Source organism: Streptomyces sp. NBC_00727 (genome assembly GCF_045161745.1).
Lineage (GTDB): Bacteria > Actinomycetota > Actinomycetes > Streptomycetales > Streptomycetaceae > Streptomyces.
Map to the genome: position 1 here is coordinate 6191593 of NZ_CP108981.1, position 25098 is coordinate 6216690.

23 protein-coding genes are annotated in these 25098 nt (G+C 69.1%); 7 read left to right on the forward strand and 16 right to left on the reverse strand.

From position 1 onward, the window contains the following. Positions 1–19 precede the first annotated feature (19 nt). Both OG242_RS27990 and OG242_RS27995 read right to left on the reverse strand, forming a co-directional pair. A complete protein-coding gene (locus OG242_RS27990; protein ID WP_405900788.1) occupies positions 20–2398 on the reverse strand; it encodes a discoidin domain-containing protein in 2379 nt (792 codons plus the stop codon). Positions 2399–2639: 241 nt separating this feature from the next. Continuing rightward, the gene (locus OG242_RS27995; protein WP_405900789.1) at positions 2640–3548 is read right to left on the reverse strand and encodes an alpha/beta hydrolase family protein; all 909 of its coding nucleotides are present in this window, start codon (positions 3546–3548) and stop codon (positions 2640–2642) included. 103 nt (positions 3549–3651) lie between these two features. Between OG242_RS27995 and OG242_RS28000 the strand changes: the two genes are divergently transcribed. Further along, entirely contained in the window at positions 3652–4221 is a 570-nt protein-coding gene (locus tag OG242_RS28000; protein WP_405900790.1) for a TetR/AcrR family transcriptional regulator, read from the forward strand. A gap of 124 nt (positions 4222–4345) precedes the next feature. Here the strand turns inward: OG242_RS28000 and pssA are convergent, their stop codons facing one another. The 10 genes from pssA to OG242_RS28050 form a co-directional block, all read right to left on the reverse strand. Then, a complete protein-coding gene (gene pssA / locus OG242_RS28005) occupies positions 4346–5197 on the reverse strand; it encodes a CDP-diacylglycerol--serine O-phosphatidyltransferase (protein ID WP_405900791.1) in 852 nt (283 codons plus the stop codon). After that, positions 5184–5831 carry a phosphatidylserine decarboxylase gene (locus OG242_RS28010; RefSeq protein ID WP_018519860.1) on the reverse strand — a complete coding sequence of 216 codons (648 nt, stop codon included), beginning with the start codon at positions 5829–5831 and terminating at the stop codon, positions 5184–5186. The genes pssA and OG242_RS28010 overlap by 14 nt, the downstream gene beginning before the upstream one ends. A gap of 181 nt (positions 5832–6012) precedes the next feature. Continuing rightward, positions 6013–7218 carry an acyl-CoA dehydrogenase family protein gene (locus OG242_RS28015; protein WP_405900792.1) on the reverse strand — a complete coding sequence of 402 codons (1206 nt, stop codon included), beginning with the start codon at positions 7216–7218 and terminating at the stop codon, positions 6013–6015. Positions 7219–7220: 2 nt separating this feature from the next. Further along, positions 7221–7748: a MaoC family dehydratase gene (locus tag OG242_RS28020; protein WP_402328173.1), complete on the reverse strand. Its 528-nt coding sequence runs from the start codon at positions 7746–7748 to the stop codon at positions 7221–7223. Between the two features lies 1 nt (position 7749). After that, positions 7750–8712 carry an HpcH/HpaI aldolase/citrate lyase family protein gene (locus OG242_RS28025; protein ID WP_405900793.1) on the reverse strand — a complete coding sequence of 321 codons (963 nt, stop codon included), beginning with the start codon at positions 8710–8712 and terminating at the stop codon, positions 7750–7752. Next, complete coding sequence (locus tag OG242_RS28030) at positions 8709–10721, reverse strand: protein meaA (protein WP_405900794.1); 2013 nt, start codon at positions 10719–10721, stop codon at positions 8709–8711. The genes OG242_RS28025 and OG242_RS28030 overlap by 4 nt, the downstream gene beginning before the upstream one ends. A 9-nt stretch (positions 10722–10730) precedes the next feature. Continuing rightward, complete coding sequence (gene ccrA / locus OG242_RS28035; protein WP_405900795.1) at positions 10731–12092, reverse strand: crotonyl-CoA carboxylase/reductase; 1362 nt, start codon at positions 12090–12092, stop codon at positions 10731–10733. Positions 12093–12442: 350 nt separating this feature from the next. After that, positions 12443–13255 (reverse strand): GNAT family N-acetyltransferase, encoded by an 813-nt coding sequence (locus OG242_RS28040; protein ID WP_405900796.1) that lies wholly within the window; start codon positions 13253–13255, stop codon positions 12443–12445. Positions 13256–13309: 54 nt separating this feature from the next. Next, a complete protein-coding gene (locus OG242_RS28045) occupies positions 13310–14125 on the reverse strand; it encodes a TetR family transcriptional regulator (protein ID WP_026243049.1) in 816 nt (271 codons plus the stop codon). A 91-nt stretch (positions 14126–14216) separates the two neighbouring features. Next, positions 14217–15998 carry a 3-hydroxyacyl-CoA dehydrogenase family protein gene (locus OG242_RS28050; RefSeq protein WP_405900797.1) on the reverse strand — a complete coding sequence of 594 codons (1782 nt, stop codon included), beginning with the start codon at positions 15996–15998 and terminating at the stop codon, positions 14217–14219. 343 nt (positions 15999–16341) lie between these two features. Between OG242_RS28050 and OG242_RS28055 the strand changes: the two genes are divergently transcribed. Then, positions 16342–16917, forward strand: a complete 576-nt coding sequence (locus tag OG242_RS28055) for an adenylosuccinate lyase (protein ID WP_405900798.1) — start codon at positions 16342–16344, stop codon at positions 16915–16917. 323 nt (positions 16918–17240) lie between these two features. Beyond that, entirely contained in the window at positions 17241–17537 is a 297-nt protein-coding gene (locus OG242_RS28060; RefSeq protein WP_405900799.1) for a hypothetical protein, read from the forward strand. Positions 17538–17552: 15 nt separating this feature from the next. On the opposite strand, the gene OG242_RS28065 is transcribed toward OG242_RS28060, so the two are convergent. Beyond that, positions 17553–17759, reverse strand: a complete 207-nt coding sequence (locus tag OG242_RS28065) for a DUF397 domain-containing protein (protein WP_405900800.1) — start codon at positions 17757–17759, stop codon at positions 17553–17555. Further along, positions 17752–18630 carry a helix-turn-helix domain-containing protein gene (locus OG242_RS28070; RefSeq protein ID WP_405900801.1) on the reverse strand — a complete coding sequence of 293 codons (879 nt, stop codon included), beginning with the start codon at positions 18628–18630 and terminating at the stop codon, positions 17752–17754. The genes OG242_RS28065 and OG242_RS28070 overlap by 8 nt, the downstream gene beginning before the upstream one ends. A 58-nt stretch (positions 18631–18688) precedes the next feature. On the opposite strand from OG242_RS28070, the gene OG242_RS28075 reads away from it, so the two are divergent. The 4 genes from OG242_RS28075 (at position 18689) to OG242_RS28090 (ending at position 21683) form a co-directional block, all read left to right on the forward strand. Then, positions 18689–19084: an ATP-binding protein gene (locus OG242_RS28075; protein ID WP_405900802.1), complete on the forward strand. Its 396-nt coding sequence runs from the start codon at positions 18689–18691 to the stop codon at positions 19082–19084. Between the two features lie 246 nt (positions 19085–19330). Beyond that, entirely contained in the window at positions 19331–20194 is an 864-nt protein-coding gene (locus OG242_RS28080) for an ATP-binding protein (RefSeq protein ID WP_405900803.1), read from the forward strand. After that, positions 20191–21240 carry a ParA family protein gene (locus OG242_RS28085; RefSeq protein ID WP_405900804.1) on the forward strand — a complete coding sequence of 350 codons (1050 nt, stop codon included), beginning with the start codon at positions 20191–20193 and terminating at the stop codon, positions 21238–21240. The genes OG242_RS28080 and OG242_RS28085 overlap by 4 nt, the downstream gene beginning before the upstream one ends. A 32-nt stretch (positions 21241–21272) precedes the next feature. Further along, positions 21273–21683, forward strand: coding sequence for a hypothetical protein (locus tag OG242_RS28090; protein ID WP_405900805.1), 411 nt, complete (start codon positions 21273–21275; stop codon positions 21681–21683). A gap of 10 nt (positions 21684–21693) precedes the next feature. Here OG242_RS28090 and OG242_RS28095 read toward each other — a convergent pair whose 3' ends face one another. Further along, positions 21694–23091: a type ISP restriction/modification enzyme gene (locus OG242_RS28095; protein WP_405900806.1), complete on the reverse strand. Its 1398-nt coding sequence runs from the start codon at positions 23089–23091 to the stop codon at positions 21694–21696. A 141-nt stretch (positions 23092–23232) separates the two neighbouring features. Beyond that, a complete protein-coding gene (locus tag OG242_RS28100) occupies positions 23233–25047 on the reverse strand; it encodes an N-6 DNA methylase (protein WP_405900807.1) in 1815 nt (604 codons plus the stop codon). Positions 25048–25098 lie beyond the last annotated feature (51 nt).

A 25098-nucleotide genomic window follows, 5' to 3' on the forward strand; every position in this document is an offset into this window, starting at 1 on the left:
CGGTGCTGTGGGTGCCGGGTCAGCTGGTGTAGGCCTCCAGTTCCGAGAGCTGCGCGGCCGGCCAGCCGGTGTTGGCGGTGAACGTCAGCCGCAGATAGCGGGTCGATGTGCCGGGCAGGGTGACCGTCGCCTGGTTGCCGTTCGACGGGTTGAAGGTGTATCCCGCCGATCCCTTGAGGGAGTTGTACGTGCTGTTGTCGGTGCTGCCCGACACGCTCAGGGTCTGGGTGCGCGTCGCCCAGGCGGACGACGGGGGCAGCTTCAGGACCAGCCGCTTGACGGACTTCGCGGCGCCGAGGTCCACGGTGATGGTCTGCGGGAAGGCGTGGTTGGTGCTCTCCCAGTAGGTGTTCGCGTTGCCGTCGACCGCGTTGGACGCGCCGTACACGTCGGCGTGACCGGACTCGGTGACGTGACGGCCCTGGGCGAGGTTGCCCGTCTCCTCGGGCGGGTCCGTCGGGTCGGTGGGCGGGTCGGTCGGGTCGGTCGGCGGGTCCGTGGGGTCGGTCGGGCCGCTGCCGCCGCCCGGCACGCCGCCGTTGGTCCACACCGGGTCCGGCCAGACACCGGTGCAGGCCGGCGGATCGGCGTACCAGCCCGAGTTGCCGGAACCCCGGGTGATCTGGAAGCCGCTGCCGACGCAGTTGTGGATCGGGTTGGACTGCGCGATGTGCGTGGCCGTGACGTTGTCGAAGGTGGCCGTGCCGGGCGCCTGGATCTGGAGCGCGTAGGTGCCGGCGCCGTCGATCTTGATGTTCTTGAAGTGCAGCCCGTTGGACGCCCCCTCGATGAGGTGGATCGCGGCGTAGGAGCTGTCCAGGACCTCGCTGTCGGTGATGTTGATGTTGCCGTTGATCGGTTCGTTGAGCCCGCTGAACCAGATCGCGCCGACCCCGAAGTTCCAGTTGTAGTCGCTGTTCCCGGTCCGGATCAGGGTGTTGCGGGCGGCCGTGGTGGTGCCGGAGACAGCCGTCCCCTGACCGGAGTTGACGCCGGGGTAGCGATTGGCGATGTGCAGGCCGCCGCCGTTGGTGATGGTGTCCGCCATGACGTTGTCGGACAGGGTGATGTCCTTGCCGCCGTAGGTGACGATGTTGTTGGCGAGGATCGGCAGGATCACCGTGTTGAACGTGAACTTGTTCTTCACGTTCGGGACGTTCTCCGCCCACATCGCCAGGCCGTCGTCACCGGTGTTGCGGACGAAGGTGTTGGTGACCGTCGAGTTGGTGACGCCGTAGTGGAAGTTCACGCCGTCGGCGGTCTGGTCCAGGATGCGGCTGTTCTTGATGGTGAAGTTGTCCATCGGGCCGTCCATCCAGGCGCCGCACTTGGTGTGCTGCATCCAGACGTTGTCGACGGTCGAGTCGGACAGGGCCCCGCCGATGGCGTTGACCTGATCGTTGTCCACGCGCTCCCGGATGTCACCGATGATGGCGAAGTCCTTGAGCGTCACGTTGCTGCTGCCGCCGTCCCCGGCGTACTTGCCGTAGACGCCGACGGCCTTGCTCCGGTTGGACGGGTCGCGCCCGGTCAGCACGGAGTACCAGGGCCCGGCGCCGCGCAGGGTCACCTTGTCCACGATGATGTGGTCGCGGACCTGGAACGTGCCCTGCGGGATGTACACCTCCTTGCCCTGCGCCCTGCCCGCGTCCACGGCCGCCTGGATCTTGGCGGTCGAGTCCGCGGCGCCGGTCGGGTCGGCCCCGAAGTCGCCGACCACGTCGAGCGCGCCGGACGGCTTGGCGATGGGCGCGCCCACCTGCTCGAAGTCCGCCAGGTCGATGGTGAACGACGGTGAGGCAGCGGTGGAGGTGACCTGGAGGCGGACCTTCGTACCGATGGGCAGGGTCGACCCGAACATGGTCCGGGCCTCGTCGTAGAAGTGGTGCGGGTTGGTGTCGCCCGGGTTGTTGTTGAACGGGTAACCGCCGTAGTACCAGCCGTACTTGGAGGTCACCGGCACCGCCTTGGGCGAGGCCCCGTTCACGCGTACGTCGATCGAGGCGTCCCGGCCCGTTCCGGCGGCGTTGTCCGGCAGCGAGTACCGGAAGGACATCGCGTTGGCGGGTGCGGTGAGCGTGAACTCCACGTACTCACCGACCGCGTCCAGCGTCACCGCCTGCCGGCCCGAGGCCTCGGAGGGCAGCGTGCCGTAGAGGCGGTTCGGGCCGATCAGGGTGCCGTTGGTGGCCGCGTACTCGGCCTCCTGTTCCTTGAACGGGACGGTCGCGCCGCGGCCGGGGACCGCGAGCGGCGAGGGGGCGGGGACACCGGCCGCCTGGGCGGCCGGCGCGCTGGACAGGACCACGGCGGCGGCGGTGCCGAACGCGGCGAGTGCCAGCGAGAGCGAGGCGGATATGGACCGCCTGAGCAGGGGGCGTCGGGGTGGGGAAGTCACGTCGAAGTCGTCCTTGCGGCTCGTGGGGGCTCTTCGGACGTCCCACAGGCTAGGAGCACCGCCGCAAGGAAGTCTATGAGTGCGTGCAAAATTTCAATGACACGGCTAAAATTCCTGACGTAACGCGATGAGGATGCGGCCGCTGTGCGACCCGGACCGGACGAGGTGGGAAAGGAGGCGGGGGCGTTCCGAGCACTCCCGCCCCCTCGCCGGTCGGACAGGGGCGACTGTCGGGCCGGGCCTACTTGCCGGCGATGCTCCACGTGCCGTCGCCGTCCTCGGTGCCGGCGCCGAGGGCGGTCCACTCGGCGTCGTCGAGGCCGAGGGCTGCGCGGAGGTAGGCGGAGATAGCGTCGGCGACGAGGGCTACGCGGGCGGGATCCTCGTCGGTGGTCTCGGCGACCCGGTCGCCGGCGATGCCGCCCATGGTGTGCTCGGCCTCGGTGAGGGTGAGCAGGCTCTTGGGCGCCGGGCTGAGGTGGTAGGCGTCGGTGAACCATTCCGGCCCCCGGGTGGAGAGCTGCGACTGGTCCCTACCGCCCGCGACGACCAGGGCGGGGGTGCTCATGGAGGAGAAGTCCGGCCGCATGAACGCGAGGTTCTCGGCGGCGAACGGGGTGAGGGCGTCGCCGCTTCCGGTCGCGGCGATCAGGGCGCCGGCCGAGACCGCGGAGTGGGAGAAGTCCTCGCCGGGAACGCCGTCGGCGTCGAGTACGCGGGCGCCGAGGACGGCGCCCGCGGTCTGGGCGCCCCAGGAGTGACCGACCACGGCGATGCTCTCACGGTCGGCGCGGGTCTCCAGGTGGGCCTGGGCCAGGATGTCGCCGAGGTTGTCGAGGACCGCGTGGAGATCGGCTATCCGAACGCGCCAGATAGTGGGGAAGCGCGGGTCGTCCCAGCCGATGGCGTTGCGGTGGGAGTCCAGGTGGGTGGGCTGCACCACGATGAATCCGGCGGCGGCCCACCGGTCGACGAGGGAGCCGTACCCGTCCATGGACCACGCGTTGCCGTGGGAGAAGACGATCACGGGCAGCTTCTGGCCCGCCTGGGGCGCGGTGACCTTCACCTGCAGGTCGATGCCGCGGCCAGGTGCGGGAACGGGGATGGGCTTGACCGAGACGATCTGGTGGCCAAGGGGGCGGAAGGACATGGGGGACCTGTGCTTTCTCTGCGGAGCGGCTCTGCCATACTTTGGCGGAGCAGCGTTCCGCCAACTTAGCGGAACATTGTTCCGCGAGCAAAGGGAGTCATCCGTGCCGGAGTCGGTCGGGGTACGCCAAGCGCAGGCGCAGCGCACCCGCAGTGGCGTACTGGAGGCCGCTGCGACGGTCTTCGTCGAGCAGGGCGTCCAGGCGCCCGTCCGTGACATCGCCGAACGCGCCGGCGTCGGTGTCGGCACGGTCTACCGGCACTTCCCGACCCGCGCGGACCTCGTCACCGCCGTCTACCGGCACCAGATCGACGCCTGCGCGGCTCTCGCGCCCCGACTCCTCGAGGAGTCCGCGTCGCCGTTCACCGCGCTGACCCTGTGGGCGGACGCGTTCGTGGACTTTCTGGTGACCAAGCACGGCCTCGGGGCGGCGCTGGGGTCCGGAGATCCGGGACTGGAGAACCTCCACACCCTCATGCTCGACACCCTGGTCCCGGCCTGCGCGACGCTGCTGGACGCCTGCGCCGCCGCCGGCGTGATCCGCCCCGGTGTCACGGCCTACAGGCTCATGCGCGGCATCGGGAACCTCTGCATCACCGGCCCCGACTACGATCAGGCCGACGCCGAGCGCATGGTCGCCCTACTCCTCATGGGATGTCGCGATACGGCATGACAACTGCCCGGGGCGCCCCTGCCACCCGCACCCGCCACGCCGTTCTCCGTCCACTGCGCGAAGCCACGCACGAGGGCCCGGATGCCTTGCGGCATCCGGGCCCTCGTGTCGTTCGTACAGTCCGCTACGGCAGCTGCGCCGCACGCGCCTCGCGCCGGTTGTCACGGAAGGTGTTCACCCGGCGGGCGGTCGCGAAGAGCGGGATGACCGCACCCAGGACCACCTGGAGCGCGCAGCCGGTCTGCAGGAGCAGCTGACCGCCGGGGGCGTCCAGCGCCCACGCCGCCAGCAGCCCCATCGCGGCCACGATCCAGCCGAGCATCGCCACCGCGAGGACGCCCCGCGGCTTCGGGTACTCGACCCGGCTGACCATCAGCCACGCCACTCCGATGATCGCGAGCAGCGTCGGCACGAACGGCAGCTCCAGGAGCACGATCGAGATGACCGTGAGCGCTCCGAAGGGGCTCGGCATGCCCTGGAACATGCCGTCCTTCAAGGTCACGCAGGAGAACCGCGCGAGTCTGAGCACCACCGCCAGCAGCACCACGATCGCCGCCAGCGCCGAAACCCGCTGGTGTGCGTCGTCCGCGACCATGCCGTACACGAGGACGAAGTACGCCGGGGCGAGCCCGAAGCTGATGAGGTCCGAGAGGTTGTCCAGCTCGGCGCCCATCGGCGAGGAACGCAGCTTGCGGGCCACGAGCCCGTCGAACAGGTCGAAGATCGCTGCCATGAGCATGAGGATCACGGCGGTGGCCGCGGAGTGCCGCGCCATGCCGCTCTCGTCGCTGCCGGTGAGGTGCGGGATGAGAATGCCCGTGGTGGTGAAGTACACCGCCATGAACCCGCACGTGGCGTTACCGAGGGTGAGGGTGTCCGCTATCGACAGCCGCATCGAGAGCGGCATGTCGTCGGCGTCGTCCTCCTCGGCCTCCGGGACCCAGCCGGCCTGTGTGTCGGGATCAATCACGGTCAATGCGAGTCACCCCCGCGGTAGTGGCCTGGCCGACCTCGACCGCGACGTCCACACCTTCCGGGAGGTAGATGTCGACGCGGGAGCCGAAGCGGATCAGCCCGATGCGCTCACCCTGCTCGACCTTCGTGCCCTGCGGGATGTAGGGGACGATGCGCCGCGCGACAGCACCCGCGATCTGCACCATCTCGATGTCACCCAGTTCGGTGTCGAAGTGCCAGACAACGCGCTCGTTGTTCTCGCTCTCCTTGTTGAACGCGGGGACGAAGCCACCCGGCACGTGCTCCACCGACGTCACCGTGCCGGCGAGCGGCGCGCGGTTCACGTGCACGTTCAGCGGGCTCATGAAGATCGCGACGCGGGTGCGCCCGTCCTTCCACGGCATGATGCTCTGCACCACGCCGTCGGCCGGTGAGATGACGCGCCCCCCGGTGATCTCGCGCTCCGGGTCACGGAAGAACCAGAGCATGCCCGCCGCGAGCGCGGTGGTGGGCACGGCCACGGCCGCCCAGCGCCCGGACCGGCGGGCGCGGGTCAGGCTGAGGGCGGCGGTGGCGACGGTCGGCAGGAGCCACGGCGAAGCTCCGCGTGCGATGCGGACCCGGCCGCGTGAGGCAGAGGTATGGCTGTCGGGCATGGATGACCTTCGTAGCGGATTGAGCCGCGCTGGCAACGGGGGACGGCGGCTTTTCCGGCGATGTTATCGGTTGCTGGCCGCAACTGGGCAAGCCAGCAGCCGAGTCGGACGTCTGGAAGGCACCGGTTGAGGATGACAAGGTGTGATCTTCTTCGCGGTTAAATCGCCGCGAAAGGGACAATCAACCCTGGAAACGGTACTCCTCAAGGAGTCGGCGCCCGATGATCATTTTCTGGATCTCGGCGGTACCTTCACCGATCAGCAGCATCGGGGCCTCGCGGTAGAGGCGCTCGATCTCGTACTCCTTGGAGAAGCCGTAACCGCCGTGGATGCGGAAGGCGTCCTCGACGACTTCCTTGCAGTACTCGGAGGCGAGGTACTTCGCCATCCCTGCCTCCAGGTCGTTTCGCTCCCCGGAGTCCTTTTTGCGAGCTGCGTTTACCATCATCGCATGAGCGGCCTCGACCTTGGTGGCCATTTCGGCCAGCTTGAACTGGATCGCCTGGTGCTGCGCGATGGGCTTTCCGAAGGTCTGGCGCTGCTGTGCGTAGGAAACGCCCAGTTCGAAGGCACGCTGTGCGACGCCGCAGCCACGGGCCGCGACATTCACCCGCCCGACCTCGACCCCGTCCATCATTTGGTAAAACCCGCGGCCGGTGACCCCGCCCAGGACACGATTGGCCGGAATTCGCAGTCCGTCCATGATGAGCTCGGTGGTATCGACCCCCTTGTAGCCCATCTTGTCGATCTTGCCGGGAATCGTGAGCCCCGGGCGGACCTCGCCGAAGCCAGGTTCCTTCTCGACCAGGAACGTCGTCATCGACTTGTGCGGGGCGGTGCCCTCGGGGTGTCCTTCGTCACTCCGGCACAGGACGGCGACGAGTGAGGACGTACCGCCGTTCGTCAGCCACATCTTCTGGCCGTTGAGGACGTACTCCTCGCCGTCCCGGACGCCCTTGGAGCTGATCGCCGAGACGTCGGAGCCGAGCGCCGGCTCGGACATCGAGAACGCGCCCCGTACCTCGCCCAGCGCCATCCGGGGCAGGAATGTGTCCTTCTGCTCCTGGGTGCCGTGCTGCTTGAGCATGTACGCCACGATGAAGTGCGTGTTGATGATGCCCGACACGCTCATCCAGCCGCGGGCGATCTCCTCCACGCACAGCGCGTACGTGAGCAGCGACTCGCCCAGACCGCCGTACTCCTCGGGGATCATCAGGCCGAACACGCCGAGTTCCTTCAGTCCCTCGACGATCTCGGCGGGGTACTCGTCGCGGTGCTCCAGCTGGGTCGCGACCGGAATGATCTCCTTGTCGACGAAGTCCCTGACCGTCGAGAGGATCTCCTGCTGGATCTCGGTGAGCCCGGCCGTCTGGGCGAGTCGCGTCATGGCTACTTCTCCACGTTCTTCTGCGAAGGCTGGCTGAGCTCCGGGCGGCCGGGCTGTTCCCCGCCCCGCTCCTTGATGTACGTCTCCGTGGGGACCATGACCTTGCGGCGGAACACGCAGACCAGCGTGCCATCCTGCTTGTAGCCCTTGGTCTCCACGTAGACGATTCCGCGGTCGTTCTTGGACCGCGACGGCGTCTTGTCCAGAACCGTCGTCTCGCCATAGAGGGTGTCGCCGTGGAAGGTCGGCGCCACGTGCTTCAGCGACTCGATCTCCAGGTTGGCGATGGCCTTTCCGGAGACGTCCGGCACCGACATGCCGAGCAGCAGTGAGTAGATGTAGTTGCCCACGACGACGTTCTTGCCGAAATCGGTCGTGCTCTCCGCATAGTTGCTGTCCATGTGCAGCGGGTGATGATTCATGGTCAGCAGGCAGAAGAGGTGGTCGTCGTATTCGGTGACGGTCTTTCCGGGCCAGTGCTTGTAGACCGCACCGACCTCGAATTCCTCGTAAGTGCGTCCGAACTGCATATCAGGCCTCCGGGGCTTCGAACTTGGAGGTGCGCCGCATGCCGGCCGCCCTGCCCTTGCCGGCGATGACCAGGGCCATCTTGCGGCTGGCCTCGTCGATCATCTCGTCGCCGAGCATCGCCGACCCCTTCTTGCCGCCCTCCTCGGAGGTGCACCAGTCGTAGGCGTCCAGGATCAGCTCGGCGTGGTCGTAGTCCTCCTGCGAGGGCGAGAACACCTCGTTCGCCGCGTCGACCTGGCCGGGGTGCAGCACCCACTTGCCGTCGAAGCCGAGCGCCGCCGCGCGGCCGGCCACCTCGCGGTAGGCGTCCACGTCGCGGATCTGCAGGAAGGGGCCGTCGATCGCCTGGAGGTCGTGCGTACGGGCCGCCATCAGGATGCGCATCAGGATGTAGTGGTACGCGTCCGCCGGGTAGCCGGGCGGCTGCTGGCCCACGACCAGGGTCTTCATGTTGATCGACGCCATGAAGTCGGCCGGGCCGAAGATCAGCGTTTCCAGACGCGGCGAGGCTGCGCCGATCTCGTCGATGTTGACGAGGCCCTTGGCGTTCTCGATCTGCGCCTCGATGCCGATCCGCCCGACCTCGAAGCCCATGGTCTTCTCGATCTGGGTCAGCAGCAGGTCCAGCGCGACGACCTGCTGGGCGTCCTGGACCTTCGGCAGCATGATGCAGTCGAGGTTCGGTCCGGCGCCCTCGACGACCGTGATGACGTCGCGGTACGTCCAGTGCGTCGTCCAGTCGTTGACGCGGACGACCCGGGTCTTGCCCGTCCAGTCGCCGTTGTTCAGCGCGTCGACGATGTGGTGGCGGGCGCCCTCCTTGGCGAGCGGCGCGCAGGCGTCCTCCAGGTCCAGGAACACCTGGTCGGCCGGGAGGCCCTGGGCCTTCTCCAGGAACCGGGGGTTGCTTCCCGGTACCGCGAGACAGGAACGGCGCGGGCGCAGTCGGTTGACGGCAGTCATGCGGGGACCTCCAGAGGGTCGAGCTTGTTCGCTTTCCGGATCTCGTCGACGATACGGCCGATGATCTCCGTGATTCCGAAGTCCTTCGGGGTGAACACGGCGGCGACACCTGCCCCGATCAGGGCCTCGGCGTCGGCCGGGGGAATGATGCCGCCGGCGATGACCGGGATGTCGCCGGCCCCGGTGCGGCGCAGCCGGGTCAGCACGTCCGGCACCAGCTCGGCGTGCGAGCCGGACAGGATGGACAGGCCGACGCAGTGCACGTCCTCGGCGACGGCGGCAGACACGATCTGTTCGGGCGTCAGGCGGATGCCCTGGTAGACGACCTCGAAGCCGGCGTCCCTGGCCCGCACCGCGATCTGCTCGGCGCCGTTGGAGTGCCCGTCCAGGCCCGGCTTGCCGACCAGCAGCCGCAGCCGCCCGACACCCAGGTCCTCGGCGGTCCGCGCGGCCTTCTCCCGTACGAGGGCGAGCGGCGAGCCCTCCTCGGCGGTCACCGCGACCGGGGCGGACGACACCCCGGTCGGCGCCCGGAACTCGCCGAAGACGTCCCGCAGCGCCCAGGACCACTCACCCGTGGTGACCCCGGCGCGGGCGCACTCGACGGTCGCCTCCATCAGGTTCCCGGTGCCGGCGGCGGCCTTCTTCAGCGCGGCCAGCGCCTCGGTGGCGCGGAGCTCGTCGCGGTTGTCGCGCCACTCGTGGAGCGCGGCGACGACCCTGGCCTCGTTCGCCGGGTCGACCGTCATGATCGCCCCGTCGAGGTCGGCGGTGAGCGGGTTGGGCTCGGTCGTCTCGTAGACGTTGACGCCGATGATCTTCTCGTCGCCGGCCTCGATCCGGGCCCGCCGCTCGGCGTGCGAGGAGACCAGCTCGGACTTGAGGTAGCCGGACTCGACGGCCGCCATGGCGCCGCCCATCTGCTCGATCCGGTCCATCTCGGCCAGCGAGTCGGCGACCAGCTCGTCGACCTTGGCCTCGATGACGTGCGAACCGGCGAAGATGTCCTCGTACTCCAGCAGATCGCTCTCGTGCGCCAGGACCTGCTGGATGCGCAGCGACCACTGCTGGTCCCAGGGCCGGGGGAGCCCCAGCGCCTCGTTCCAGGCGGGCAGCTGGACCGCGCGGGCGCGGGCGTCCTTGGAGAGGGTCACGGCCAGCATTTCGAGCACGATGCGCTGGACGTTGTTCTCCGGCTGCGCCTCGGTCAGGCCCAGCGAGTTGACCTGGACGCCGTATCGGAACCGGCGCTGCTTGGCGTCGGTGATGCCGTAGCGCTCCCGGGTGACCCGGTCCCAGATGCGGCCGAAGGCGCGCATCTTGCACATCTCCTCGATGAAGCGGACGCCCGCGTTCACGAAGAACGAGATCCGTGCGACGACGGCCCCGAACTTCTCCTCGGGCACCTGCCCGGAGGCGCGCACCGCGTCGAGGACCGCGACGGCCGTCGACATCGCGTACGCGATCTCCTGGACGGGGGTGGCCCCCGCCTCCTGGAGGTGGTAGCTGCAGATGTTGATCGGGTTCCACTTGGGGATGCGGTTGACCGTGTACGTGATCATGTCGGTGGTCAGCCGCAGCGAGGGCCCGGGCGGGAAGACGTGGGTCCCCCGCGACAGGTACTCCTTGACGATGTCGTTCTGCGTGGTGCCCTGCAGCTTGCCCGGATCGGCGCCCTGCTCCTCTGCGACGACCTGGTAGAGCGCCAGCAGCCACATGGCGGTGGCGTTGATCGTCATCGAGGTGTTCATCTGCTCCAGGGGGATGTCCTGGAACAGCCGGCGCATGTCACCGAGGTGCGACACGGGCACACCGACACGGCCGACCTCGCCGCGGGCCAGGATGTGGTCGGGGTCGTACCCCGTCTGGGTCGGCAGGTCGAAGGCGACCGACAGACCCGTCTGGCCCTTGGCGAGGTTGCGCCGGTACAGCTCGTTGGACGCCTCGGCCGTGGAGTGGCCCGCGTACGTCCGCATGAGCCAGGGGCGGTCCTTCTGACGTTCGGTCATGGCCGGACCTCAGACGTTCCTGAAGCGGTTGATGGCGTCCAGGTGCGTGGCGCGCATCTCCTCGTCGCGCACGCCCATGCCCTCGCGCGGGGCCAGTGCCAGGACGCCGACCTTGCCCTGGTGGGCGTTGCGGTGCACGTCGTGGGCGGCCTGGCCGGTCTCCTCCAGCGAGTAGACCTTGGAGAGCGTCGGGTGGATCTTGCCCTTGGCGATCAGGCGGTTGGCCTCCCACGCCTCGCGGTAGTTGGCGAAGTGGGAGCCGATGATGCGCTTGAGCGACATCCACAGGTAGCGGTTGTCGTACTCGTGGTTGTAGCCCGAGGTCGAGGCGCAGGTGACGATCGTGCCGCCCTTGCGGGTCACGTAGACACTCGCGCCGAACGTCTCGCGGCCCGGGTGCTCGAAGACGATGTCCACGTCCTCGCCACCGGTCAGCTCACGGATGCGCTTGCCGAACCGCTTCCACTCGCGCGGGTCCTGGTTCTGCTCGTCCTTCCAGAACCTGTAGCCCTCGGCGTTGCGGTCGATGATCGCCTCGGCGCCCATCCTCCGGCAGATCTCCGCCTTCTGCTCGCTGGAGACGACACAGATCGGGTTGGCGCCACCGGCCAGCGCGAACTGCGTGGCGTACGAGCCGAGGCCGCCGCTGGCGCCCCAGATCAGCACGTTGTCGCCCTGCTTCATGCCGGCGCCGTTGCGCGAGACGAGCTGGCGGTACGCGGTGGAGTTGACGAGCCCGGGAGCCGCGGCCTCCTCCCAGCTGAGGTGGCCGGGCTTCGGCATCAGCTGGTTCGACTTGACGAGCGCGACCTCCGCCAGGCCGCCGAAGTTGGTCTCGAAGCCCCAGATGCGCTGCTCCGGGTCGAGCATCGTGTCGTTGTGGCCGTCCGAGGACTCCAGTTCGACCGAGAGGCAGTGCGCGACGACCTCGTCACCGGGCTTCCACGCGTTGACGCCCGGGCCGGTGCGCAGGACGACGCCCGCCAGGTCGGAGCCGATGACGTGGTACGGCAGGTCGTGGCGCTTGGTGAGCTCGCTGACCCGGCCGTAGCGCTCCAGGAAGCCGAAGGTGGAGACCGGCTCGAAGATGGAGGTCCAGACGGAGTTGTAGTTCACCGAGCTGGCCATGACCGCGACCAGGGCCTCGCCCGGACCGAGCTCCGGCACCGGCACGTCCTCCACGTGGAGGGACTTGCGCGGGTCCTTGTCGCGGCTGTCCACCCCGGCGAACATCTCCGCCTCGTCCTTGTGCACGGTGACCGCGCGGTACGACTCGGGGATCGACAGCGCCGCGAAGTCGGCGGCGGTGGGCGCGGCGGAGCCGCCCTTCGCTTCGGTCTGCGACTGGATCGCGTCCAGGATTTCCTTCACGGGTGCCTCCGGGGTGCTGCGTTGAGGGAACGCTGAGGGGTCCCTGCGGGCAGGGGGGACGGGTCTGGAGGTGTGCCGTCGGTTCGGCGGGTGATGCTCGGCTGCTTGCTCGGTGGAGCAGAAGGGTTGCCTGGTGACGCAGGCGTCCGGGCGCGCAGGCACGTGGCTTGCGGGGACAGCCGGCGTACGTGAGATCCCAGCACGCCGGCCGCCCGGACGCCTTCAACGTATGGCACTGCGTGACAGCTGACAAGGCACTCGGTGCCAGTAATTTCCCTCAATTGTCAGTCGACTGCTACGCATGAGCAACACGGGCAGCGGTATGGGCCGAATTGCCCGCGGATGCCCGCTCAGGAGGGGGTGGGGCGGTAGAGGTACGGGGTCGTGGTGGTCAGGGCCGTGAAGCCGAGGCGCTCCAGGATCGGGCGGCTGTCCTCGGTGGCGTCGACCTGGAGGTACGAGTAACCCCGCTCCGCCGCCACGCCCGCCCGGAACGCCACCAGCGCCCGGTAGACGCCCCGCCCGCGCCACGCGGGGTCCGTGCCGCCGCCCCACAGCCCCGCGAAGCCCGTGCCCGGGTACAGCTCCATCCGGGCCGAGCTGACCGGCTCGTCGCCCGCCATGGCCATCAGCGCCACGAAGTGCTCCGGGTCCTCCCGCAACCGGGCCAGAACCTGTCGCCGCAGCCGTGACCCGTCCGTGCCGAACGCCCGCTCATGAGCGCGCGCCATCAGCTCCGCGCCCGCCTCGTCCCGCACTTCCTCCAGCCGGACGCCCTCCGGCAGCCGTACCTCCGTCGCCAGCTCCGCCACCCGCGCCACGAGCAGCGTCTCCGGCACCTCGGCCTCGAAGCCGGCCGCCAGCAGCCGCGCGCCCAGGTCGGCGGGCCGGTCGTGCCCGTACAGCTTCCACTCGAACTCGTCGCAGCCCAGCAGCTCGCTGTGGGTCACCTGGGCGGCGATCGCCGCGTCGGCGCGGGCGGCGTCCAGGTCCGGCGAGGACCACACCACCCCGTTCCAGTCGTGCGCGGCGCCCACCTGCCGTACGACGTCACCCACGCGCTCGGCGCGGCCGCCCGGGCCGTCGGGGCGGGCCTTTTCGCGCATCACCCGGTCGAAGACGGCGAGGAGGCGGGCGCGCTCGGATGTCACATGATCGTTCATGCGCACACCCCAGCACCGGGGGCCCACCTCGGCAACAGGGTTTCCCTGGGACGCTCAGCGCTCCTTGAGGGCCTGCTGGATCGTCCGCATCACTTCGTCCAGCGGGGCGTCCGTGCGCGCCACCGCGACCAGCACCTCGCCCTGGGTCTCCACCGAGGCGGCCGGCGGCTTCGCCGGCTCCGCCCCGGCCGTGCGGCCCGCGCCGATCCCGGTGCCGAACGTGTCGCGCACGATGGCGAAGGCCTGGTCGAGCTGCGCCTCCACATCACCCTGCCCGTCCGCCCGCAGCCAGCGGCGCAGCACATGGTTGTGCGCGGTGACGACGGCGGACGCGGCGACCTCGGCCAGCAGCGGGTCGTCGTTGCCGGGGTGGTGGTCGCGCTCGTCGAAGTGGCCCAGCAGGTAACGTGTGAACAGCCGCTCGTAACGGGCTACCGACGCGATCTCCGCCTGCCGCAGGGTGGGCACCTCGCGGGTCAGCTTGTAACGGGCCACGGAGACCGCGGGCTTGGCCGCGTACATCCGCATGACTTCCTTGATGCCCCTGCACACCGTGTCGAGCGGGTGCTCGTGCGCGGGAGCCGCGTTGAGGACCGCCTCGGCCCGTACGAGGGTGTCGTCGTGGTCCGGGAAGATCGCCTCTTCCTTGGAGCGGAAGTGCCGGAAGAACGTCCGCCGGGCCACGCCCGCGGCACCGGCGATCTCGTCGACCGTGGTGGCCTCGTACCCCTTCGTCGCGAAGAGCTCCATCGCCGCGGCGGCCAGCTCGCGGCGCATTTTGAGCCGCTGGGCCGCGGCTCGGGTGCCTGCGGCACTTTCCGGAACGTCGGGCGCGGCGGACACACGGGAGGACCTGGCGGGCTGGGACATGGTGTGAACGTACTGCATCCGTGCGGGAGCGCGCGCCTGCGGGGGCGGACCGCCCGGCGGACCGAGCAGCCCGCCCCAGCCGGCCCCGGCGTCAGCGCCGGGCATATTCGCGGAAGCCGCGCCCCGTCTTGCGGCCGAGGCAGCCCGCGGCCACCAGGTGCTCCAGGAGCGGGGCGGGCGCCAGGCCCGGGTCGCGGAACTCGCTGTGCAGCACCTTCTCGATGGCCAGCGAGACATCGAGGCCGACGACGTCCAGCAGCTCGAACGGGCCCATCGGGTAGCCGCCGCCCAGCTTCATCGCGGCGTCGATGTCGTCGAGCGACGCGTAGTGCTCCTCGACCATCTTGATCGCGTTGTTGAGGTACGGGAACAGCAGCGCGTTCACGATGAACCCGGCCCGGTCCCCGCAGTCCACCGGGTGCTTGCGCACCTTGAGGCACACCTCGTGGACCGTGGCGTGCACGTCGTCCGCGGTGAGGACGGTACGGACGACCTCGACGAGCTTCATCGCGGGCGCCGGGTTGAAGAAGTGCATCCCGATGACGTCCTCGGGCCGCCCGGTGGCGCGGGCGATCGCCACGACGGGCAGCGAGGAGGTGGTCGTGGCCAGCACCGCGCCCGGCCGGCACACCTTGTCGAGCGAGGCGAACAGCTGCTGCTTGACCGCCAGGTCCTCGGCGACCGCCTCCACGGCCAGGTCCACCTCGGCGAACGCGTCCAGTGAGGCCGCGGCGGTGATCCGGGCCAGCGTCTCGTCCCGGGCCTGCTCGGTCAGCCGCCCCTTGGTGACCGACCGGTCCAGCGACTTGGCGATCCTGGCCTTGGCGAGGTCCGCCTTCTCCTGGCCGCGCGCGGCGAGCACCACGTCGTAACCCGCCTTGGCGAAGACCTCCGCGATGCCCGAGGCCATCGTCCCGGAGCCCGCGACGCCCACCGACCGCACGGTGCGCCCGGCGGCCTCCTCGCCGCGCGGGGCCGGCGTCAGCGCGTCCGGCACCACGGTCTGGCTGCCCGGACCGGCGTACGTGTAGAAGCCGCGGCCCGCCTTGCGGCCGGTCAGTCCGGCGGCGGCGAGCTGGCCGAGGACGGGGGCGGGGGCGTGCAGACGGTCGTGCGAGGAGGAGTACATCGCCTCCAGGACGGTACGGGCCGTGTCGATGCCGATCAGGTCCAGCAGGGCCAGCGGCCCCATCGGGAGCCCGCAGCCCAGCTTCATCGCCGCGTCGATGTCCTCGCGGGTGGCGTAGTTCGCCTCGTACATCGCGGCGGCCTGGTTGAGGTAGCCGAACAGCAGGCCGTCGGCGACGAACCCGGGCCGGTCGCCGATGGCCACCGGCTCCTTGCCCAGCAGGCGGGCCAGCTCGGTGACCGCCTCGACGGCGGGCGGGGCCGTCAGCACCGAGGAGACCACCTCGACGAGCTTCATCGCCGGCGCCGGGTTGAAGAAGTGCAGGCCGAGCACCCGCTCCGGGTGCTGCGACTCGGCGGCCAGCCGGGTCACCGACAGGGCGTTGGTGCCGGTCGCGAGGATGGTGGTGGGGGAGACGATCGCGTCGAGCTCCCGGAATACCTGCTGCTTGATCTCGTAGGACTCCGGCACCACCTCGATGACCAGCTCCGCGTCGGCGGCCGCCTGGAGGTCGGAGAAGGTGCGGAACCGGGCGAGGGCGTCACGCCGCTCCTCCTCGGTGATCCGCCCGCGCTCCACGGCGCGGGCGGTGGACGCCTCCAGGGAGGCGACGGCCTGGCGGGCGGCGGCTTCGTCGACGTCGATGCCGATGACCTCGCGGCCGGACCGGGTCAGGACCTCGGCGATACCGGTGCCCATCGTGCCGAGGCCGACGACGGCAATGGTGGAGAGAGGGATGTCCATCACGGGACTCCAGGGATGAGTGACGACTGAGGGACGCACGGGGCGCGCGAGGCGCACGGCGTGCGGGAGTTGCCTGTCGTGGTGCTCGACCACCGGGCGTGATCCACGCACGGGAGGGAAAGGGAGCGACGGACTCTGTCCCGGAGCCACGTCTCGTACAGCTGCCGAACCGACAACACTCCGGGTGGCTGCGTCACCAGGCCACCGGAGCCGACGGGAGAATGTCCCGCTCACCTGAGCTTAACCGGCGGGTAACGAGCGCGCCAGCCCTGCCCAGTTGTGGCACGGGCCACATTTCCTGGCCCCGTGGATACGCACCGTGTCCGCCGGTACGCTGACAGTCATGGACGACGAGGAGTTGCGCTCGCTGACGCACCGACTGGCCGACGAGGCGGGGGAGTCCGCGGCCTATCGCGCCCTGCTCGCCACCGAGGACGACGAGGAACTGGCCCGGGTCCTGGTCGAGCACGAACGCCCGCTCTGGGCCCGCGAGATCGCCGCGTTCCGCCTGGGCTGCGCCGGGGACCGCCGCGCCTTCGAACCCCTGGTGCTCCTCCTCAACCACCGCGACCCCGAACGCTGCGTCAGCGCCGCCCACGCCCTGACCCGCCTCGCCGACCCCCGCACCCCCCGGGCCGCCGCCGCCCTCGCCACCAACCCCCTGCGCACGGCCTACGCCCTCCACCCGGTCCGTCTGCTCACCACCCTGCGCGCCCCGGAGACCGTACCCGCGCTGGTCACCACCCTGTCCCGGCTCCTCGGCCCGGACGAACCGCACTGGCGGGTCGCCCTGGCCTGCGTGGAGGGCCTGGGGTCCCTGGGGGACGCCGCCGCCCGCCCGGTCCTGCAGGCCGCGCTGCCCCGGCCCCGGCTGGCGGACGCGGCACGGGAGGCGCTCAGCCGGCTGGGGGAGGGGTGAGCGGGCGGAGCGGCTGTTCACGTCCGAACCCGGCCCGGTGGTCCGCGCTGTGCGCCAGCCGGTGGGCGAGGGCGGCGCCATGGGCGCGCCGGCCATGGCGCCCGTCGCCGGTATCCCCGTCGCGATGACGGCGGACATCCCCGTCATCCAAGTCATGAGCACGTCGATCGCAGCGCGCATCGCGTACTCGTACGGCTACGAGCCAAGGACCCCGAGGAGCAGGACTTCATCCAGCGCCTGGTACAGCGGTCCTTCATGGCTCAGGCGGCAAGGCAGGGCCGCTGCGTAACACCGCGCGGGCGGCGGAGGCGCTCAAGGGCCGGGTGGACTGGTCGAGCAAGCTCCGCCAGGACCACCGACTCGTGGCCGCGCTGGAGAAGTTGCTGCAGCAGATGGGTCCCGCCGGCGCGCGGGTGCCAGTCACGAACGTCGCCAAGGTCGTGCCGTTCGTGGGTGTCCTCGTCGGTGCCGGGATGAACTCCGCGGTCCTGGGTGGGGTGGCCCCCGAGGCGCAGCGGTACGGCCAGACCCGGTTCCTGTGCGAGAAGTACGGGCTGCCGCTGCCGGTCGCACGGGCGACCGCCCGGAGGACGACCCTCAGCCAGACGCCATGCAGGTGACGGGCTGGGTGGGGTTCACCCCTGAGCCACGAACCCCACGAAGCGGGACCAGCTGCCGACCTGCACGGTGAAGGGCGACTGCGCGGCGTTCTTGGAGTCCCGTACGTGGACAGTGGTGACCGAAGCCGCGACCTCCACGCAGTCGCCCCCGTTGGTCCCACTGTGGCTGCTCTTGAACCACGTCAGTTCGCGGGGGGTACTGCCGCGTAGTTGCTTACGCATCTCTTCCTGCCAGTTGCTCGATGAGGCGGGCAGACTCCTCCGTGTTGGAAGCCTGCGACCGCAGCATTCCATACTGCAGCCAGAACTCGCTGACCTCGTTGCGGTCGGAGCGGATGTTGACGATGCCCTGAGCTTCGATGGAAACGAACTGGCGGCGTTCAACGGTCTCCAGCAGCACCATTTGGCCGTTTACCCCGCTGTGTGCCGCTCGCATGGTCGGCATCACCTGGATATCCACGTTTCGCATGCGCGTGCAGTCCCGGAGTCGCGCCAGCTGTTCGGCCATGACGGCACCACCGCCCACCATGCGATGCAGCGCTCCCTCTTCGAGGATGAACGAGAAGACGACGCAGGGGTTTTTGCGGGTCAGGAGTGATTGCCGAGCAAGCCGTGCGGTGACGTGCTGTTCAATGGCGTCCTCTTCGAGGGGAGGGAAGTGCGCTTCGAGCAGAGCGCGTGCGTATGCCTCCGTCTGCAACAACCCGGGCACCAGCATCGGGTCGTACGAGAAGCGGCTCACCGCTTCGGCCTCCAACAGGGCGAAGTCGCGGAAGAACTCCGGCAACTTCGCCCGGTCCACGTCCTCCTGCAACACCCGCAGCGCCCCGCACGCGTCCAGCACCCGTTCCGCGGCCTCGGTGAAAGCTGCCTTGGCTGGTCGGCGGCCCTGTTCCACGGAAGCGACCTGCTCCAGGGAGTAGCCGATCGCGTCGGCGAGCGCCTGCTGGGTGAGTCCCGACCGTTCGCGGAAGAGGCGGAGCAGCTTGCCGTACGCGCTCCACGCGGCGGGGCGCTCCTTCCCGTCGGCACCGTTGCCGGCGCGCTCACGCCGGCCGGGCGGCGCGCATGCGGTTTCGTTCGCTCTGCTCATCACGTCTCCTGCCCGCAGCAGTCATTCTCCTACTGCCTGCCAACGAGCCATAGGGGGTGTGGAACGCGGGTGGGACCCGTACAACTGCCGTACCGGAGACCGGGTACCACCCGACAGCCTGGGCCGTGCCGTACTCGGGGCGAGACGGTGGCGAGATGCAGCCATCACACGCAACCACCGACTGGCGGCCAACGCCATCACCCACGGACGGGTCGCCGGGAGGGACTTCCGCCTCACCCTGCAACGCCACCGGGACCGCATCCGCGTCGAGGTCACCGACGCGCGCCCCGAATGCGGGCCGCCGACGGTTCTGCCGGAGGGTCCCGCCCCGCTCACGGCGGATTCCGGCAGAGGGCTCCTCCTCGTCGCGGCGTACGCCGAGGCCTGGGGCTGCGAGAGCCGGGACGTCTGCACCAAGACCGTCTGGGCGGAGATCTCCTGCCCGGACGCGTGACGCGCCCGGTCCGGACCGCACAGCCACACCCAGGTAGCCACGCCAGGAGCGCCGGCGGTTCCGGAAGGCGGAGGCGGGACCGCACACCCTGGGGGTTGCAGTCCGGCTGACACCTCTTGCGCCGGCGGGGGAACAGTACGAGCCGGCGCCGGCCCAGAGCCGGAGCCGACCTTCCTCCTCACGTTCGCCCCAGGCCGCGGCCCGCCGCTCCGCCCGTCCCGACGATGCGAAGGCAGAAGCGGCAGAATGGCTGCCGTGAACGCAAACGACGTGGATCTGGCCGAAGTCCTCGGCACTCGGGAGACGCCTTCCCTGGAGTTCAAGAGCACTGCCAAGCGGCAGGGCAAGCGCGGGGACGCCATCGGCAACGCCGTCTGCGCGATGGCCAATGACCTCTGCGGTGCCGGTGGCGGGGACATCCTGGTCGGAGTGGACGACGAGGGCAGAGCGCTTGACGGCGTCGACGTCAGTGACACAGCGCTGCTGGCGCTCACCGATCTCCGCGACGACGGGCGCATCCTCGACCGCCCCTCCTTCGTCGTGCATCCGGCCGTCTACCAGGGCAAGCCAATCGTTCGCATTCACGTCAATGCGTCCGACACCACGCCCGTGCGGTTCGAGGGCGTGGACCTCGACGCGCCGATCGCGGATGACCAAGAACTACGACAGAACCTCGTCGATGTCTCCGAGCGGCTCGAACCGCTCCTCCGCAGCAATCTGCGGACGCGGCTGGTGGAAGACGGCTTCCGGGAATCCCGGCAGCCGGACTACCCGCTGGAGGCTCTGCGCGAGATCTGCATGAACGCGTTGATGCACCGCAACTACGAGACGTCCTACGCGCCCACGCGCATCGTGTGGTTCGACGACCGCATCGAGGTCACCAACCCCGGCGGCCCCTTCGGGCAGGTTCGGGAGGACAACTTCGACCGGGTGACCGACTACCGCAATCCGTCGCTGGCCGCCGCCCTCAAGGGGCTCGGTTATGTGAACCGATTCGGCCGGGGGATCGGTCGGGTGCACCGGTCCCTGGAGAGCAACGGGAACCCGCCTGCCGAATTCCAGATCGACGATGTCTCCTGGGCCGTTATCATCCGAAGGGCCGCCGCATGACGTCCATTGCTCTGTTCAACAACAAGGGCGGGGTGGGCAAGACCACCCTCGCCTACCACCTGGCCCACATGATCAGGCGGCTCGGCCTGAGCGTGCTGGCCGTGGACCTCGATCCGCAGGCCAACCTCACCTCGATGTGTCTGGAGGAGACAGAGATCGAGGAGCTGTGGGAGAACCCTTCCGAGCTCATCGATCAGGGTGCCGCGGCGCAGGGCCTGCCGGGGACAGGACGAGTTCGCAGTGGACAGACAATCGCCGACGCGGTGCGGCCCATTCTCGAGGGCACCGGCGATATTGCAGAGATCGAGCCCGCCCAGTTGCAGCCCGGTCTGTGGCTCCTGCCGGGAAGCCTGGACCTCAGCCGGTTCGAGGACAAGTTGTCCAACGAGTGGTCTCGGGCCTACGCCGGAGACGTCGCGGCCATCCGTACGTCCACCGCCTTCCACCGCATCATCGAGCAGGCGGCCCGGGCGGTGGAGGCGGATGTGGTTCTCATCGACGTCGGACCCAACCTCGGAGCGATCAACCGGGCCGCACTGATCTCCGCCGACACCGTGTTGATGCCCCTCGCCGCAGACCTCTTCTCACTCAAGGGCCTCAGTAACCTCGGCCCCACCCTGCGCGAATGGCGCCGGGACTGGCAGAGCTTGGTACTGCCGAGGGTTCCGTCCGGCATCTCGGCGCCGAAAGCCGCCATGCGCCCACTCGGCTACGTCATTATGCAGCCGGAAATGCGCCTAGACCGGCCTGTCAAGGCGTACGGCCGATGGCTCGAACGGATCCCCTGGGTCTACACCTCCAAGGTCCTGGACGAAGCCACGCCTTCGGCGATCGACGATCAGCATCGCATTGCCACGCTGAGGAACTATCGCAGTCTTATGCCACTGGCCCACGATGCGCGCAAGCCCATGTTCGACCTCAGGCCGGCCGACGGCGCCCTGGGGAGCACACAGCAGTATGTGAAGACCTGCTACAAGGAGTTCCGCGCGCTCGCGGAGGCCGTGCTCACACGCATCGATATCCGCTCCGACGAGGCGGCGTCCTGAGCGGGACGCGCCCATGTGCTAGGCATGACGCCATGCATGCCCCGGCCCCCGTGCCCGACATGGACCTCACCGACGCGCAGTGGCGACTTCTTGCCCAGTTGGCTGCCGCCGCGCTGCCCGACCCCGGCAGTGGCGGCCGGCAGCACGCAGGGGCCGCGGTGGCACGCGGTCTCGATCCGGATCAGGTGCGCGTCGATGTGCCGGTCCTGGCATGGTTGCGGCTGCTGGAGCAACGGGACGACTGGCTGCTGGTCACGGATCTCGGAGCAGCGGTTCACTACCGCCGTACGGCCGAGGCGTCCGAGTCGAGGTTGAGTGACGTAGCCCGCTTCACCGAGTCCGGCGAAGCGGCGGCACCGCACTTCGCCCGGACCGTTCGTAGACTCGCCCAGGGGTCCATCTCGCTTGCCGAGGCACTTGGGCGAGCGTCGCGCCCGGCGTGAGCCCTTGACGTCAGACGACGTTCCCCTCTGTGAAGAGCCCTCCCACAGGCCGGTGCCGGGGCTTGCGGGCGGAGACCGATGCGAGCGTCACCCCTTCCGCTGCAAGCTCGGCGCCCGTGATGACCTCGCCCGCGAGGATCTCTGTGAGCAGGGCGCTCTGCGCGTGGGCCAGATCCGTGAGACGGCGCAGGACACAGAGCAGCTCGATCAGTTCCGTCGTCCACTCCGGGGGCCAGCTCTCGACGTGGATGTCGTCCAGAGGGCTCGTCTTCTTGCTCGTCGGCTTTGCCTTGCGGTAGCCGAACCATTTGTTCAGGATCCGCATTCCGCCCACGTGATAGGCCCAGACGGCCTCCGGCACCGGTGCGAAGGTGCCTTCACCCACGTGCAGGGTCTCGGTCTCGGGGTCGTAGGACATCGCGTTCGGGACGGTGCCGCCGATGTGGGTCAGGTAGCGGACCTGCCGCTCGTCGCCGGACGGGAACCCGACGTCGCCGACGGGGCGGCCGGCCCGGGTGTCGGCGAAGCGTTCGCTGTACGTCGACGCCCAGAGGATTTCGGCGCCCAGAGCCGTAGCCCTGTTCCACAGTTCCGCGTCACGGGTCAGTGGCAGGCGTACGCCGGGTGTGAGCAGGTCCTCCGCGAAGCGTTCGGTGAAGGCGCTGTGGCCGGTGACGGCGGCGGTGTAGGCGGCGAGGTCCGACACGGTCACCGGCTCGCCGCCAAGGGCCCGTGTGAGGTAAGGCAGAAGCCCTGCCGGGGTATTGGGCGATCCATCGGGGTGCAGGATCGGCATGACACGGCCGCCACGGCCGTTGAAGTGGTGCGTATCGGGTAAGAGGTGCGTGGCCACGACGGCCGGGCCGGAGTCGATCGCGTGCGAGGACTGGTGGTTCAGAAAGATCTGGCCGTTGTGGGTCGCAGCCCACAGATCGGGGCGAGGCCGATCGAGGACGCGGTTGTCCGCGATCAGCCACTGCCTGTCGAAACTGCGCAGCGCGATGCGCACCGTCTCGGGACGGCTGCGTGTCTCCTCGCCGATCGGGCCGGGGTGCGCGGTGCGACCGGGGAGCGGCTCCCTCCTCTCGCCGAGCTTGCGGTCCGGCGTCTCTTTGAACAGCTCGGACTTTATCTCCGGGTCGGGTTCACGGACCAGCGTCACCCACCGGCGGCGCAAGGTCTCCTTCGACGGGCTGCTGACCCAGGACCGGTTCGCCTTGACAGCGGGGCTGCCCCACGGGAAGAGGTCGTCCAGAGCGGGGAACTCCCCCCAGCCCGATTGCGTAACCGGTGTAAAGGGGCGGTGCCCCGCCAGATGGGTGTCCTTCCAGCCGTCGTCGTCCAGACGGATGTCGCGCAGCCGGCGGAACTTCTCGTCACGACTGCCTGATACGGAGCGGTAGTGCACGCGGGCCGCGTGATCTGCGCGGCGTTCCCCTTGGGCTTTGCGGACGAAGACGCAGATGGCCAGGGGCTGGGCGACACCGGGGAAGGGACGAGTGGATACCTCGGCCCGCTGGCCCTCCGGGGAGAGGTTGATGATCCATCCCTAGTCGCACGTGCTCCGCAGGTACTGCCGCATGCCCCGCCCGCCGGGACCCGTCACCCAGCCGGATGGGGTGATGAAGCAGACGACGCCGTGCCGTTCGTCGTCGTGCGCGTCGAATACCTTCCAGGTGGCCCAGCGCCAGAAGTAGATGTACATGTTTTTGAGGACGTGCTCATAACGGCCGTTGCCGGCGAGCCTGAAGTCGTCGAGCAGGGGTGATGCGCGGCTGCCGTTTCGTTTCTCGACCCAGCCGCCGCGGCTCTCCGCCTTGTCGTCGTACGGCGGGTTTCCGATCACGACGTTCACCGGGATGTTCGCCTTGACATGATTGGCCCGCCGACGGGATGCGGACAGCGCGTCGTACACGTGCAGTTGCTCGTCCTCGACGAAGGGATTGTCGAGGGTGTCGGTGACGAAGAGGTTGAGCCCGCCCTCGGGCACCGGCGTCCTGTGACGCTTCAGCAAGTCCGAAGTCCGGAGCTCGGCCACGGCGAAGGGGCCCATCTGCAGCTCGAAACCGTAGAGGCGTGCAGCGAGCCGGGCGATGGCGTCGGGGGCCATCGCGGGGCCGAAGCGGTCGGCCGCCTGCTCCGCCACCCGCTCGATGACTGTGTGCAAGTAGGTGCCCGTGCCCATGGCCGGGTCCACGATGCGTACGTCGTCCTCACCGAAGCCGGTCTGCTGTCCGAGGCGGGTGCGCAGCACGTCGTCGGTGAGGCGGACCATCTCCTCCACGATCTCGTGCGGGGTGTAGTAGGAGCCGCTCTTCTGGCGCAGCGCCTGGTCGTACACAGTCAGGAAGTTTTCGTACAGGTGGAGGTACGCGTCCCGGTTGCCGGCCCGGATGGCGGGCCAGTCCACACCGGTAATCGTGCGTTGCAGCAGTTCGAGTGTCACCCGGAAGCGGTCGTTGACGTTGTCCGTGAGCAGCTGCAAGGCCCTGCCCATGAGGGCGTGGTCGGCGTCCAGGCGGCGGCCGATGTCATGGAGGCCGACGTCCGGCACGAGGACGTCTTCGGAGCGGGCGAGGAGGAGCGCGAAGGTCACGGCCTGGGCGTAACCGTCCGCGAACGTGGCGTCGTCGGCGGTGGGGAACAGTAGTCTGCGCCACTCGTTCTTGAGGCCGGTGAAGGGCCTCGCTCGCGGGTCGTCGTCCGCGGCGGACGACTTCCCTTCGGCGGCCAGTTGTTCCACCACGGTGGACCGCAGGAGCCTGCACAGAGGAGCGACGTGCTGAACCAGCCGGGAGACATTGGAGATCGCGGGAGGTTTCCAGTTCAGAAACACCCTGAGCAGAGCATCGAAGGCCGCCGGATCGGCCGGGGCCAACGCCGATCCCGCACTCTTCAGGAAACCACTGAACCAGACCGTCTCTCCGACCTGCTGTCCATCGCGGAACAGCCGCCACTCGGTTCCGTTGGAGTAGAGGACGTTGGGGAGATTCCGGAGCTTCTCCCACTGCTCCGTGTTGGCTTTGCCGAAGGTGCTGGGGTCTACGGAAAGGCCGGGCCGCTTGAGCTCGATATAGCCCGTCAGCTCACCCCCGGCCCGCACCGCGTAGTCCGGCCGGACGCCCAGGTCCGGGAGCGAGTATTCGTCGTGCCAGCTCACCTCGTGCTGGTGATGCCGCTCACCGACTACCTTGAGCAGGGCTTCGAGTGGACCTCGTATCGAGGCTTCGGCACTGCCGCCGCCGGAAAGCTTGATCTTGGCCGCCCGACCGAACTCTGCAACGGCAGAAACAAGCCAGCCGTACAGACCCTCTGACATATGCCCCCCACGGGTCGAGCCAGACGACGTGATCCCGTAACGCATGGTCAGGTACAGGCGACAGGCTGTCAACGGGGCGGTTTACCTTCGCCGAAC

What these genes read in the sequence shown, in the direction of transcription:
- OG242_RS28085 (WP_405900804.1), top strand. Translation starts at nt 20,191, where the DNA reads ATGACGTCCATTGCTCTGTTCAACAACAAGGGCGGGGTGGGCAAGACC.
- OG242_RS28055 (WP_405900798.1), top strand. Translation starts at nt 16,342, where the DNA reads ATGGACGACGAGGAGTTGCGCTCGCTGACGCACCGACTGGCCGACGAG.
- OG242_RS28065 (WP_405900800.1), bottom strand. Translation starts at nt 17,759, where the DNA reads ATGCGTAAGCAACTACGCGGCAGTACCCCCCGCGAACTGACGTGGTTC.
- OG242_RS28100 (WP_405900807.1), bottom strand. Translation starts at nt 25,047, where the DNA reads ATGCGTTACGGGATCACGTCGTCTGGCTCGACCCGTGGGGGGCATATG.
- OG242_RS28015 (WP_405900792.1), bottom strand. Translation starts at nt 7,218, where the DNA reads ATGACGCGACTCGCCCAGACGGCCGGGCTCACCGAGATCCAGCAGGAG.
- OG242_RS27995 (WP_405900789.1), bottom strand. Translation starts at nt 3,548, where the DNA reads ATGTCCTTCCGCCCCCTTGGCCACCAGATCGTCTCGGTCAAGCCCATC.
- OG242_RS28020 (WP_402328173.1), bottom strand. Translation starts at nt 7,748, where the DNA reads ATGCAGTTCGGACGCACTTACGAGGAATTCGAGGTCGGTGCGGTCTAC.
- OG242_RS28070 (WP_405900801.1), bottom strand. Translation starts at nt 18,630, where the DNA reads ATGAGCAGAGCGAACGAAACCGCATGCGCGCCGCCCGGCCGGCGTGAG.
- OG242_RS28025 (WP_405900793.1), bottom strand. Translation starts at nt 8,712, where the DNA reads ATGACTGCCGTCAACCGACTGCGCCCGCGCCGTTCCTGTCTCGCGGTA.
- OG242_RS28010 (WP_018519860.1), bottom strand. Translation starts at nt 5,831, where the DNA reads ATGCCCGACAGCCATACCTCTGCCTCACGCGGCCGGGTCCGCATCGCA.
- OG242_RS28050 (WP_405900797.1), bottom strand. Translation starts at nt 15,998, where the DNA reads ATGGACATCCCTCTCTCCACCATTGCCGTCGTCGGCCTCGGCACGATG.
- OG242_RS28090 (WP_405900805.1), top strand. Translation starts at nt 21,273, where the DNA reads ATGCATGCCCCGGCCCCCGTGCCCGACATGGACCTCACCGACGCGCAG.
- OG242_RS28040 (WP_405900796.1), bottom strand. Translation starts at nt 13,255, where the DNA reads ATGAACGATCATGTGACATCCGAGCGCGCCCGCCTCCTCGCCGTCTTC.
- OG242_RS28045 (WP_026243049.1), bottom strand. Translation starts at nt 14,125, where the DNA reads ATGTCCCAGCCCGCCAGGTCCTCCCGTGTGTCCGCCGCGCCCGACGTT.
- OG242_RS28030 (WP_405900794.1), bottom strand. Translation starts at nt 10,721, where the DNA reads ATGACCGAACGTCAGAAGGACCGCCCCTGGCTCATGCGGACGTACGCG.
- OG242_RS28080 (WP_405900803.1), top strand. Translation starts at nt 19,331, where the DNA reads ATGGCTGCCGTGAACGCAAACGACGTGGATCTGGCCGAAGTCCTCGGC.